General features: G+C 32.0%; 10 protein-coding genes. 2 read left to right on the forward strand and 8 right to left on the reverse strand.

Features of this window, described 5'->3' with window-relative positions:
- Window positions 1–41 precede the first annotated feature (41 nt).
- The 7 genes from BC748_RS06455 to BC748_RS06485 form a co-directional block, all read right to left on the reverse strand.
- A complete protein-coding gene (locus BC748_RS06455; RefSeq protein ID WP_133532644.1) occupies window positions 42–1,352 on the reverse strand; it encodes a serine hydrolase domain-containing protein in 1,311 nt (436 codons plus the stop codon).
- 3 nt (window positions 1,353–1,355) lie between these two features.
- Window positions 1,356–1,784 (reverse strand): DUF1493 family protein, encoded by a 429-nt coding sequence (locus tag BC748_RS06460; RefSeq protein WP_133532645.1) that lies wholly within the window; start codon window positions 1,782–1,784, stop codon window positions 1,356–1,358.
- A gap of 126 nt (window positions 1,785–1,910) precedes the next feature.
- Window positions 1,911–4,787 carry a DNA polymerase I gene (gene polA / locus BC748_RS06465; RefSeq protein WP_133532646.1) on the reverse strand — a complete coding sequence of 959 codons (2,877 nt, stop codon included), beginning with the start codon at window positions 4,785–4,787 and terminating at the stop codon, window positions 1,911–1,913.
- A gap of 227 nt (window positions 4,788–5,014) precedes the next feature.
- Window positions 5,015–7,135 (reverse strand): tetratricopeptide repeat-containing sensor histidine kinase, encoded by a 2,121-nt coding sequence (locus BC748_RS06470; RefSeq protein ID WP_133532647.1) that lies wholly within the window; start codon window positions 7,133–7,135, stop codon window positions 5,015–5,017.
- Window positions 7,135–7,896 (reverse strand): LytR/AlgR family response regulator transcription factor, encoded by a 762-nt coding sequence (locus BC748_RS06475; protein ID WP_133532648.1) that lies wholly within the window; start codon window positions 7,894–7,896, stop codon window positions 7,135–7,137. Before BC748_RS06475 ends, BC748_RS06470 begins: the two co-directional genes overlap by 1 nt.
- 108 nt (window positions 7,897–8,004) lie before the next feature.
- Window positions 8,005–8,325 (reverse strand): hypothetical protein, encoded by a 321-nt coding sequence (locus BC748_RS06480; protein WP_133532649.1) that lies wholly within the window; start codon window positions 8,323–8,325, stop codon window positions 8,005–8,007.
- A gap of 2 nt (window positions 8,326–8,327) precedes the next feature.
- Window positions 8,328–10,193 (reverse strand): T9SS type A sorting domain-containing protein, encoded by a 1,866-nt coding sequence (locus BC748_RS06485; RefSeq protein WP_133532650.1) that lies wholly within the window; start codon window positions 10,191–10,193, stop codon window positions 8,328–8,330.
- Window positions 10,194–10,647: 454 nt separating this feature from the next.
- Here BC748_RS06485 and BC748_RS06490 point away from each other — a divergent pair, with 454 nt between their 5' ends.
- Both BC748_RS06490 and BC748_RS06495 read left to right on the forward strand, forming a co-directional pair.
- A complete protein-coding gene (locus BC748_RS06490; RefSeq protein ID WP_133532651.1) occupies window positions 10,648–11,880 on the forward strand; it encodes a metallophosphoesterase in 1,233 nt (410 codons plus the stop codon).
- A 26-nt stretch (window positions 11,881–11,906) separates the two neighbouring features.
- The gene (locus BC748_RS06495; RefSeq protein WP_281275071.1) at window positions 11,907–12,251 is read left to right on the forward strand and encodes a thioredoxin family protein; all 345 of its coding nucleotides are present in this window, start codon (window positions 11,907–11,909) and stop codon (window positions 12,249–12,251) included.
- Here BC748_RS06495 and BC748_RS06500 read toward each other — a convergent pair.
- Complete coding sequence (locus BC748_RS06500; protein WP_133532653.1) at window positions 12,248–12,883, reverse strand: polysaccharide deacetylase family protein; 636 nt, start codon at window positions 12,881–12,883, stop codon at window positions 12,248–12,250. The genes BC748_RS06495 and BC748_RS06500 overlap by 4 nt on opposite strands.
- Window positions 12,884–12,895: the final 12 nt, after the last annotated feature.

The following is a 12,895-nucleotide window of genomic DNA, read 5'->3' on the forward strand; positions in this document are numbered from 1 at the left end:
GAAACAATTTAGTTTCGGCTTTTTTGTTTTAAAAATAAAATTTATTCTTTAACAAATTCGAATTCCATTGTTCCTTGTTTGAAATTCATTTTATTTTCTCCAAATTTCAATTGAATCATAGCGGCTTCAAAAACAAATTCGGTTTCGCTTTTTGCGGTTAATTGAAATGAACTTTGCCCGGTTGCTTGCGCTAATAAATTGCCATTTTCAACAAAAACTTTAATTTTCATTGGAAATGCAGCCGATTTATACGTTCCTGAATATTGCTCCAAAATCGCTTTCGAAACCTCAAATTGCTTGAATTCTGGAAATGAATAGTCACTACCATAAAACAAACTCAACACACCAATCATAATATCGTTTCTACTATAATTATCGCCATTTACAATAATAGCAAAACCTGTTTTATCCTCTGGATTATAACCTGCAGCGGCACGAAAGTTTTCAATTCCGCCAGTATGTCCATAGAATTTTCGGTCTTCAAATGGTGCAATAATTAATCCTTTTCCATAATAATTTTCCATAGATTTCATTTGCTCCAAAGAAGATTTTGAAGTTAATTTACCTTCCAATAAAGCTTCTAAAAACAGATTCAAATCATCTGTTGTTGATACCATTGCGCCAGCTGCAAACGACAATGAACTATGCCATTCGGGTACTTTTGTCCAATTTTTTCCATCAAAAAAATAAGAGTTGCCTTCGTTCTTCGAAATATCAATTTTAGTTGGAAATAGCGTGTTTTTCAAACCTATTTTCTTAACAATTCGAGTATTTAGATTTTCGGAAAAACTTTTTTTGGTAATATCTTCAATGATATAACCGAGCAAATTATAGTTGGAATTACTGTATTTGTGTTGCGAATTGGGTTCAAATGCAGAAGTGTAATTCTCTATTCGCTTTACCAAATCTTCCTTTTTATTTTCTACATAAATGAATTCTCCAACCGTTGGATCGTCATTCAAAAAATCAGGAATTCCAGTTCGGTGATGCAACAAATGATGAATGGTAATTTTATCAGCGTTTGGAATTTTTGGATAAAATTTTGAAAGTTTTGTCTCCAAAGTCAGTTTCTTTTCGTCAACCAATTGCATAATCATAGTTGCCGTAAAAGTTTTAGTAATTGAACCAATCTTCAATTTAGTGTTTGCGTCTAATTTTTTTCCGCTTTCAACATCAGCAAAACCATAGGCTTTACTAAAAACCATTTTACCTTTTTCGATTATGGATAATTCGCCCATAAATTTATTATTGGTATTCAAAAAAGTCAACAAACTATCAATTTTTTGAAATTTCGTTTGTTGCGAAAATGCAAATGATGTTGATAATAATAAAAGGAAAAGGAGTTTTTTCATGGTTTAATTTAAATATTTTTTTGCTAAGGAAATAATTAGCCAAAATATTATAGTAATAAATAAAATAGAGTTTATTATCATATCATATCGATATTTTGGTAATTTATGTTCAGGATAATCAATTTTCCATTTTTTGTCATTAGCAAATTTGGTTAACATTTTTGGTGTTATTGGAATTTCTTTAACTCGTTGGTGAGGATTTTTCGAGAATAAACTACCTATGTTAAAGGTCAAACTTCCTTCTTCCTGATAATGAAAATACCAAAGAAAATTACTCATGTCAACAGCATATTTTTCTGCATATTTTAATAGAAATTCATCACAGTCATCGCCATCAATTCCAACTTCTGAGAAAACATCAGAGTCAGAAGTAAGTTTTGTTTCCCAAAATTCTTTTTTGATGAAATCGATTATTTCTTGTTCAGTAATCATAAAATTAATTTTGAATTTTGTCATTTCGACGAAGGAGAAATCACATAATCTAAATAATTTGATACGATTTCTCCTTCGTCGAAATGACAAAGTTTCTCAACTGCTAACTGCCACTGAACACTAAAATCAATGCGCTTCCAGCCAATTTTTCCCAACACCAATTTCAACATCTAATGGAACATCCATTTTGAAGGCGTTTTCCATTTCGTGTTTAATCATTGGTTTAATTTTCTCTAATTCGGAATTGTGAACGTCAAATACAAGTTCGTCATGTACTTGCAATAACATCTTAGATTTCCAATTTTCGGAAGTTAGTTTTTTGTGAATATTAATCATCGCAATTTTGATAATATCGGCAGCCGAACCTTGAATTGGTGCATTTACTGCATTTCGTTCCGCGCCACTTTTCACCATCATATTGGCTGAATTGATGTCTTTTAAATAGCGTCTTCTTCCTAAAACCGTTTGCACATAACCATGTTCTCTGGCGAAATCAACTTGATTTGACATATAAGATTTCAGTTTTGGATACGTTGCATAATACGCATTAATCAACTCGGCACTTTCTTTACGAGAAAGCGATGTTTGATTAGAAAGTCCAAATGCTGAAACACCGTAAATGATTCCGAAATTCACTGTTTTGGCATTGCTACGTTGTTCTTTTGTAACTTCTTCTAACGGAACATTGAACACTTTTGCGGCAGTACTTCTATGAATATCTTCGTTATTTTGAAACGCTTTAATCATGTTTTCTTCACCAGATAAAGCTGCGATAATTCGAAGTTCTATTTGCGAATAATCGGCAGAAACTAAGGTATAATTTTCATCACGAGCAATAAATGCTTTTCTAATCAATCTTCCTCTTTCTGTACGAATCGGAATATTTTGCAAGTTTGGATTATTAGAACTCAAACGACCTGTGGCTGCAACAGTTTGCATATAATCGGTGTGCACGCGACCAGTTTTTTTATCGACTTGATTAGGTAAAGCATCGATGTAAGTACTTTGCAATTTCACCATTTGACGCCAGTCCAAAATATCTTTTACAATTTGGTGTTCATTGGCTAAATAACTCAAAACTTCTTCGCCAGTCGCATATTGACCGGTTTTGGTTTTCTTTTGTTTGGCACCACCAATTTTCATTTTGTCAAATAAAACGTCTCCCAATTGTTTTGGTGAAGCCAAATTGAATTTCTCGCCAGCAGTTTCATATATTTTTTGTTCTAATTCTGAACTTTCTTTTGCCATTTCAACCGACATTTCTTTCAAAAACGGAACGTCAAGATTGATTCCTTCCAATTCCATTGCGGCTAAAACAGGAATTAACGGAATTTCGATTTCGTCAAATAACTTTTTGGTTTCGGCCTTATCTAAAATCGGACTGAAATTTTGTTTTAATTGATAGGTTACATCAGCATCTTCAGCAGCGTATTCTTTGATTTCTTCCAAAGCAACATCGCGCATTGATTTTTGATTCTTACCTTTTTTACCAATTAAATCTTCAATTGATTTTGGAGAATATTTTAAATAGGTTTCTGATAAAACATCCATATTGTGACGCATATCAGGATTTATTAGATAATGCGCAATCATGGTATCGAATAATTTTCCTTTGATTTGAACACCGTAATTCGAAAGAATCTTCAAATCATATTTAATGTTCTGACCAATTTTTTCGATGGTTTCATTTTCAAAAAACGGCTTGAATTTATCTACCAAAACCTGAGCTTCTTCTTGATTTTCTGGAAAAGGAACATAGAAAGCTTCACCTTTTTGCCATGAAAATGACATTCCAACCAGTTCAGCATTCAAGGCATCAATTCCGGTGGTTTCGGTATCAAAACAAACCGAAGTTTGATTGAGTAAATTTTGCAAAAACAATTTTGTACCCAATTCACCTTGAATAATCGTGTAATTATGATTGGTATTTTCTAACGTTGCATAATTGGAATTGGTTTTGACTTCACCACTTTCCTCATCCGAAAATCCGAATAAATCAAATTGATCTTCGTTGGATTTTTTTGCTACTGTTTTCTTTTGTCCCGAAGTTTCGGGATGATTTTTGTCATTGCTAATGTCATTGCCATTGCCATTCGTGTCAATTTCGTCGTATTCTTTTCCAGTTCCGAAATATTTATCAAACTGCGCTTTCATTTGACGAAATTCCAACTCTTGAAATAAAGCATCGGTTTTTTCAACATCAGGTTTAGAAAGCTCGAAATCTTCAGCATTAAATTCAACAGGACAATCCAATAAAATGGTTGCGAGTTTTTTTGACAATAATCCCAACTCGGCATTGGCTTCAATTTTATCTTTAATCGCACCTTTAAGTTCATGCGTATTTGCTAAAAGGTTTTCCATCGAACCATATTCTTTCAAGAATTTCTTAGCTGTTTTTTCTCCTACGCCAGGTAATCCCGGAATATTATCGGCTGCATCGCCCATCATTCCTAAGAAATCGATGACTTGTTCTGGTCGTTCAATTTCAAATTTTTCTAACACTTCTGGAATTCCCCAAATTTCGATGTCGTTACCCATTCGAGCAGGTTTGTACATAAAAATATTTTCGGAAACCAATTGTGCAAAATCCTTATCGGGCGTAACCATATATACTTTGAAACCTTCTTTTTCGGCTTGTTTAGCCAACGTTCCAATTAAATCATCAGCTTCAAAACCTGCTTTTTCCATAATCGGAATGTGCATCGCTTTCAACAATTCTTGAATATATGGAACGGCTATTTTAATCGCTTCGGGTGTTTCGTCACGATGCGCTTTATATTCTTGATACATTTCGTAACGATAATCGCTTCCACCTTTGTCAAAAGCTACGGCTAAATGATCGGGTTTTTCACGTTTGATAACGTCCATTAATGCATTCATAAATCCCATAATGGCCGAAGTATCCATTCCTTTAGAATTGATTCTAGGGTTTTTTATAAAGGCAAAATAGCCGCGAAAAATTAGTGCGTAAGCATCAAGAAGGTAAAGGCGTTTTTGTGACATTTTATCATAATTAGACTGTAAAAATAACAAAGAAATCTTCATTTCGTGAACTAAATTATACAGTTCATGAATTTTTAATACAACATCTTTTTATTACCGTTTTATTTGCAGTAAAAAAATAAAATGGAAATAATTATTAAAAACTTTAATTTTAAATTTTTGCTTTTAGCGATTATTACACTTGCAATTATTGGATTGAATATTTATTATTTAATTTGTTTTTAGTATCAAGCAAAAGGAATTTTAATTACAACTTTTGTTCCTGTTACTTCGTTTTGTTCATTGATTAAATCGGAATAGGTCATTAAATCTGAAAGTTGTGTTTTTTTGTTTAATAATTCAAGACGTTGTTCAATGGATTGTGTTGAAAAAGAATTGTGGTTAGTGTTGTTTTTCGCTTTAATTTCAGCTGATTTTTTCCGACCAACCCCATTGTCAATAACAGTACATATTAGATAAGTTTCATTTTTGTCAATATCAAAATGAATTTTTACTTTTTTTTCTCCTTTTTGGTGTAATAATCCGTGTTTGATGCTATTTTCTACAAACGGTTGAATTAGCATTGGTGGAATTTTGTGATAATCTTCATCTATGTTATTCGAAACGTTTATTGAATAAGTAAAATCTTTTTTAAATCGCAATTGTTCTAGCTCAAGATATTTAGTTAGGATTTCAAATTCGTCTGAAATTGGGATATTTTTTTTGCCTGAAACATCAAGAATTTTTCTAGTTAAATACGTGAAATTATTTAGCTGCTCGTTGGCAACCATTTTATCGCCATACATAAATTGTACTTGAATGCTATTGAGTGCATTGAAAATAAAATGAGGATTCATTTGACTTTTTAGGGCTTTGAGTTCGCTTTCGGTTATTTTTTTTTCGGCTTCGAGGAGTTTTTCGGCTTCGAGGAGTTTGTTTTCAAGTAATTCATTTTTCTTTTTTTCTTTGTAACGAGAAAACAAAACATAACTTGTGGTTGCAATTCCAGTAAAAAAAAGAAGGACTAAATATAACGTGGTCGTTTTCTTTTTCGATTCGAGTTCAGTAATTCGATTTTTTTGATTTAGGACTTTGATGGCAGCTTCTTTTTTTTCGGTTTCGTATTGGTACGTGGCTTTTAAGGCGATGTCTTTACTTTCGTCAAAGTAAATTTCTTCACTAATGTCAGAAGCAATCGATTTGTATTTATAAGCATTTTTAAAGTCTTTTTCTTTAGAAAAAATTTGGCTTAAAATTTCAGCAGCGTTTTTTTGATCGGATGGGAAATTGGTTTTTTGTGCCAATTCAAATGCTTTTAATCCATATTCTTTGGCTTTTGATATTTGATTTTGATTGAAAAAAATAGTCGCCAATTTGATTTGTACTTTCGAAAGATGAACGCCACTGTTTATTTTTTTAAATAATTGTTCGGCTAATAAATAGTTGGATTTCGCCTTTTCGTTTTCCTTTTTCTTAAAATAAATATCTCCGTAGTTTTTGTGCGAAGTAGCAATTAAATCTTCATTATTCATTTGAGTTGCCAACTGAAAAGCTTCGTCGTTGAATTGCAGCGCTTTTTCTAAAAAATTCAAGTTAGTGTTGGTTGCAGCCAAACTATTTAAAATTAAACCCAAACGTTCTTTATTGTTAGTTTTCCGGTCGATTTCCAAGCATTTTAAATAATACAAATAGCTCGTTTTAAAATCGTTTTGATTGTCAAAAATGCGTCCGAGTGCAAAATTGGTGCGCTCCAAACCTTCTAAATCGTTCAGTTTTTCAAACAAAGGCAAGGCTTCTAAATTGTATTTTATGGCTAAATTGTTGTTGCCTAAATTGTTGTAGACGTAACCCAAATCGGTCAAAACATAGGCAATAGATGATTTGTTTTTGGAACGTAAAGCAAATTGATGTGCTCTTTTCATGTACACCAACGTACTGTCAATTTTACCTAAATAATCAAACGCAGTTCCAATGTTTTGTAGCGAAAGAGAACTCCCGATGTGAAACTGAATGGAGTTGGCCGTTTGCAGTGATTTTTTGTACAATAGAATGGCTTTATCGTATTTCTCATTGTACAATTCATACGCGCCATCGTTGTTGTATGAAATCGACAAATATTTGATGTAAGTATTTTTTAGCGTTTTGTTGTTCTCTTTTTTACTATTTTCCAAAGCTATTTTTTGAAGCTCTTGATTGTATTTGATCCAGATATTGTGATCGTTTTCGGTTTCAATGATTTTGTTGAGAAGAAAGCAACGTGTAGTGTCTTTTTGAGGATGATTTTGAAGTTGGATAAGGTCGGAATTGGTGTTTTGAGCCAACAGCAATTGACTGAAAAATAGTCCAATAAAAACCAACCAATGCTTCATTATAAAATGTTGTTGAGTTGCATAAATTCTTCAAATTCTTCTTTTTTTTCACGCGATATAGGAAGTAGCGTTCGGTCGTCGTAGGTAACTGATAAACCGTCTTTTTTGCTGTATTTTTTGATGAGAGAAACATTGATTAAGTATGAGCGATGAATGCGGAAAAACCGTTTGTCATTCGCCAACAAATCTTCAAAATGTTTGATTTTTTTTACGGTCAAATCAGTGCCATTTTTGTGGTGAATGGTCGTGTACGAACCTTCGGCCTCAAAATAGAGAATGTCGTTTAAATCCATAAAAACAATGCCGTCGCCAATAAGAATACCGATTTTCTTGATTTCTTTTTCGACTAAATTTTCTTTTAATGCGGCGATGTTATCCGAATTTGAATTTTTGTTTGCTAATTTACTTTCTACTTTTTCGATGGCTTCTTTGAGTTTTATCAATCCGATAGGTTTCAACAAATAATCGGTAGCAGAAACTTCAAAGGCTTTGATGGCATACTCGGAATACGCGGTACAAAAAATGGTTTCGAAAGTGGGTTTGTTGAAGTAATCAAAAAGAGCAAAACCGTTTTCGTTTGGCATTTCTATGTCGAGAAACACCAAGTCAATTTGGTTTTTATTAATGAGTTTTACAGCCGATTTTACGTCTTCGGCTTCGTCAATTATTTCAACTGTTGGACAATAATCGGCAATAAAATTTTTAATTATTAAACGTGCGTTTTCTTCGTCGTCTACTACTATGGCTTTGATGGTTTTCATGGTTGTTGAATAGGGAAACAAGATAGTATTTTTTTCAAAACGAAAAACCCGCTCAAGGAGAAATGAATTCTTTTGAGCGGTATTTTCCAAAAAACTACTACTTTACTTTTATATTTTACTCAATAGCTGTACTTTTCCGTGCATGGTTGCAGTTGCGGTTAAGATTAAAGCGCCTTTTTTGCCTTTTTCATAATAGTGTAATTTGTCGCCTTCCTCCATTTTTATGGTTGTGGTTGCGTTTTTGGTCAATCGGTAACTTCCACCGCTTCCAGCATTGATTACACTCACTTCATCGTCTAAATCATTTTTAATTTTGATGTCGAATTTTTCTGCAACAACAACTGATTTATCTGTGTTTTTAATTGATGATATTGTATTCATAGACATTAATCCAAATGCTAAGAATAAATAGAGAATAATCTTCTTCATAATTATTTAATTATTAGTTTTTGTGTTGCAATAGCATTGTTTGAATCTTCAATACGAATTAAATAGATTCCTTTCGATAAGTTAGAAACATTAATTTCTTTTGAACTAGCAGTCATCACTTTATGACCTTGAAGCGAATAGATTTCTACTGATTTTACTTCATTTTCCATTTCAATTGAGAAATTATCTGAAGTTGGATTTGGGTAGATTGTTGCTTTTAGATTATTTGAATTAAAATCTTGATTTGAAAGCACGCTTTGATTGTTATATAATGCTATAACTTCTGATGAAGAAAGTGCAATATTGTAAATTTCAAAATCATCAATGTGTGCGTTCAAACTAATACTTGACGCACTACTTCCTCCAGCGTAATTTCCAAAAATTAAATTAGTTCCTGTGCTATTCCATGCTCTTGATGAAGTGCCTAATAGCGTTCCGTCTTTATAAGCACTTGCTGAAGTTCCATTAAAAGTTAAAACATAATGTGACCAACTTGAATTGTGTCCTAAACCTGTAATTACAAAATCATTTCCCCAACCATAATAATTTAAGTTTCCACTTCCAGCATTAATTAACATACCATAAGCTTGATTAGTTGCAGGAGTTCCCCAGGCAAAAACTAAATGATTTTGATCGGTTACTCTTTTCATCCAAAAAGAAACTGTTCTTTGTGCATTTCCTTGTGGTAAATTAGAAATCGAAGCATTCATTTGTTGGTTATTGATAAAAACAGCTTTGTTAGGTTGACTAAATCGATTGTCTACAAAAGTTGGACTAGTTGATAAAGGACTCAAAGAGATTGTATTGTTTTCGTTGTTCAAAGAATTATCAAATGGAAATTTTTGAATTAAATTATAACTTAATGTATATATTGGTGATACTGTTGTTCCATCAGCATTGGTTGCCTCAATTTGATAATAATAAGTATTGGAAGATGATAAACCAGAAATTGAAGTACTTAAATTTGTATTAGAATTTCCTGAAGCATTTCCACCTGTAACTTGATTTGTCAAAGCAGTACTAGAATTACCATATTTAATTACAGAAGTTGTTGCTAATCCTGAAGCATTAATTGTGTAAGAAACTGTTGCACTAGAAGATATAAAAAGTGAAGCAACATTTGAAATAACAGGTGTTTGTAAAATACCAACAGATGAATTTTTGACCGCAAGAATTTCAGCAGCTGATAATTCTCTATTGTAAACATATAATTCGTCTAATTTTCCATTCATACATTTTGCAGTGTTAATTACACCACCATTTGTTCCACCGCCAAAAGTAAATTTATTTGTTGCTAAATTTAAACCGGAGTAATTCAAAAGCCAAGTGTTAATACTTAAAGCACCGTTTAAATAATAACTAACCGAAGTTCCGTTGTGAACAACAGCATGATGTACCCAAGAGCCAGCCAAAGTTGCTTGTTCTTGTAAAGTAAGACATCTGTAGGCTGGACCATCTAACAAACCAAATTCATATCTATTAGGATAATATGTTGGCGCATAACAACCAGACGAGTTTGTTGCTCTATAATAGTTTGTTTCTCCCAATTCAAAAGAAGTTGAATAATTAGTTGGAACACCTATTGGTCTGAATTCCCACCATGCAATTGTATATTTGGCTTGTGATGTTATTGCACTTGAGATTGTAGAATTCACTAAAGTTTCTGCTCCAGTATATGAAACACCTTGTCCATAGTAACCAGTATTATAAGTTATGTTTGTTGTTGTTCCGTTTGTAAAACTGTGCGTTGGAGAATTACTATTTAAAGTATTCTCAAAGTTAAAGTAACTAATTAATCCATTAGTTGGAACTTGTGCAAAAATAAGTGTTGAGGTAATCAAAGTTGTAATAAGTAATACTCTTTTCATGTGATTTGGTTTTAAAATTTTGAGCAAAAATCAGGTGACAATTTCTAAAAAAGTTAAAGTTTTCACGAAACAGCAGTTTTTTTTCATGAAACGTAAAACAATATTTTTAAAACAAAAATTCATTAAATAATTATCGGAAATTCAAATAGAAGATCATAAAAAGCAGAAAATAGATTATAACTAAAATGATTTCTAGTCGAAATTGCTGTATTTTTTTCATAAGAAATGTGTTTTAATGAAATTGTAAACATTGCAAATCAAATAGTTTGTTTTTGTAAAATGTTTTATTTTTCATGAAAGTGATGACGTTTTTTATGAAATTGGTTATTATTTTTATGAAGTAAAAATCAATAGAAAGTTATCTTGTATTTGCTTTTACTTAACACACGTTAAAAAAACCATAACAATGTAATTTAGTGATTACTTTATTCGTTATTTTGCCGAAAATATTTGTATGTTTCGTTGGTTATTTCTCTTCATAATCATTGCTATTGTTGAAATTTATTCTTTTCAAGCGATAAGAACAATTTCAAAATCTAGAGTTGTACTTTCAGTATATTTGATAGTCTCTATATCAGTAATCATTTTTATTTTCTACCAATTTTCAAAATTTGATAGAAGTGTTGGACAAACGCAAATGTCATTATTTACTTTAGGATTGTTGTTGTTGGTGCTTGTTCCAAAAATTATATTGACATTATTCATGTTTTTGGAAGATATTTTCCGGATTTTTAGCGGAACAATTACTCATTTTATGGGCGATAACGATTCGGGAAATTTTTTGCCAAACCGACGAAAATTCATCAGTCAGATGGCTCTAGCAATTGCGGCAATTCCGTTTACTTCACTGTTATACGGAATGACGAAAGGGAAATACAATTATAAGGTAATCAAACAAACGCTGTTTTTTTCAGATTTGCCCGATGATTTTGATGGTTTCACAATTACTCAAATATCCGATGTTCATAGCGGAAGTTTTGATAATCCAGAAAAAATACAATATGCAGTTGATTTGATTAATCAACACAAAACCGATTTGATGCTTTTTACTGGCGATATTGTCAATACACATGCTACGGAAATGCATCCTTGGATTGAAACTTTTAATAAAATTGATAATCATCAATATGGAAAATTCGCGGTTTTAGGCAATCATGATTATGGAGAATATGTAACTTGGCCATCGCAAGCAGCAAAAGACGAAAATTTTGAAGCCATTAAAAAAGTATATGGCGATATTGGTTTTGATTTGCTTTTAAACCAAAACAAAAAAATCAAAAAAGGTACTAGTGAAATAGCTATTGTTGGAGTAGAAAATTGGGGTAAAAACTTCAAGCAAGCTGGAGATTTGAATAAAGCGTCAGAAGGATTGACCAATGAAGATTTTAAAATATTAATGAGTCATGATCCAAGTCATTGGGAATATGAAGTTAAAAACCATGATAAAAATTTCCAATTAACGCTATCTGGACATACACACGGATTGCAATTTGGAATTGAAATACCCGGAATTATCCGATGGAGTCCAGTACAATATGTTTACAAACAATGGGCTGGATTATATGAAAATTTAGGACGATATATCTATGTAAATCGCGGTTTTGGGTTTCATGCTTATCCTGGTCGTGTTGGAATTTGGCCAGAAATAACGGTTTTCGAACTAAAAAAAGCAGAAAAAGTAGCATAATTAGTTAAAAATGCTACATTTGTAGTATTCTAAATTCATTTCTTTATAAAAGAAAATTAAAATATTTTGGTTTTATGTCAAAATTTGGAGAATTAATTAACGCTCAAGTACCTGTGTTGATAGACTTTTACACAGAGTGGAACGATTCATCAGTTTCAATGCATCCTGTAATTAGAGATGTTGCAGCCGCACTTGGTGATAGAGCCAAAGTGATTAAAATTGACGTTGATAAAAATCAAGAACTTGCCGAAGCACTTCGCATCAAAGGTTTGCCTACTTTAATGATTTATAAAGAAGGTCAAATGGTTTGGAGACAATCAGGCGAATTAGATGCTAATACGTTGATTGGAATTGTACAAGAGCAACTTTAGTCGATTTTTTCGCAGGTAAATCCTTTCTCTTTTAAAAACTCTAATGTTTTTGGTAAAACATATTCTAGGTTTTGCCAGGCTTTTTTGCTGTCGTGAAAAACAATAATACTTCCGCTTTCTATATTTTTCAAAACATTTTCAAGACATTTTTCTTTTGATGTATTTTCGTCAAAATCATAAGAAATAATATCCCACATAATTATTTTGTAACCCATTTCTCTAAGCTTTTTTGCTTGTGAACGTTTTATTTTTCCGTAAGGTGGACGAAAGAGTTTGCAGTTTTCTGTACTCAGTTTATAGTGTTCAGCTTCATAGAGTTTTGCATTGTTAATGTAATCTTCCGTTGAGGTTTCCCAGCCTTTAAGATGGTTAAAAGTATGATTTCCAATGGAATGATTTTCTGAAATTACTTTTTGGAATATTTCAGGATATTTTCTGCAATTATCACCAATACAAAAGAAAGTAGCTTCGGCATTGTAGTTTTTTAGTTGTTCTAAAACCCATTCCGTTATTTCAGGCGTTGGTCCATCGTCAAAAGTTAAGTACACTTTTTTTTCATCGTTAGGTATTGACCAAACATAGTTGGGGAAAAGTATCTTAATAAGCCGATTTGTTTTTATCCATAAACTCATGTTGTAAATGTA

The sequence above is a fragment of the Flavobacterium dankookense genome (assembly GCF_004362665.1).
Classification (GTDB): domain Bacteria; phylum Bacteroidota; class Bacteroidia; order Flavobacteriales; family Flavobacteriaceae; genus Flavobacterium; species Flavobacterium dankookense.

Bases quoted from the DNA above. Each gene is read 5' to 3' on its own strand.
- BC748_RS06455 (WP_133532644.1), bottom strand. From the start codon at position 1,352: ATGAAAAAACTCCTTTTCCTTTTATTATTATCAACATCATTTGCATTT.
- BC748_RS06460 (WP_133532645.1), bottom strand. From the start codon at position 1,784: ATGATTACTGAACAAGAAATAATCGATTTCATCAAAAAAGAATTTTGG.
- polA (WP_133532646.1), bottom strand. From the start codon at position 4,787: ATGTCACAAAAACGCCTTTACCTTCTTGATGCTTACGCACTAATTTTT.
- BC748_RS06470 (WP_133532647.1), bottom strand. From the start codon at position 7,135: ATGAAGCATTGGTTGGTTTTTATTGGACTATTTTTCAGTCAATTGCTG.
- BC748_RS06475 (WP_133532648.1), bottom strand. From the start codon at position 7,896: ATGAAAACCATCAAAGCCATAGTAGTAGACGACGAAGAAAACGCACGT.
- BC748_RS06480 (WP_133532649.1), bottom strand. From the start codon at position 8,325: ATGAAGAAGATTATTCTCTATTTATTCTTAGCATTTGGATTAATGTCT.
- BC748_RS06485 (WP_133532650.1), bottom strand. From the start codon at position 10,193: ATGAAAAGAGTATTACTTATTACAACTTTGATTACCTCAACACTTATT.
- BC748_RS06490 (WP_133532651.1), top strand. From the start codon at position 10,648: ATGTTTCGTTGGTTATTTCTCTTCATAATCATTGCTATTGTTGAAATT.
- BC748_RS06500 (WP_133532653.1), bottom strand. From the start codon at position 12,883: ATGAGTTTATGGATAAAAACAAATCGGCTTATTAAGATACTTTTCCCC.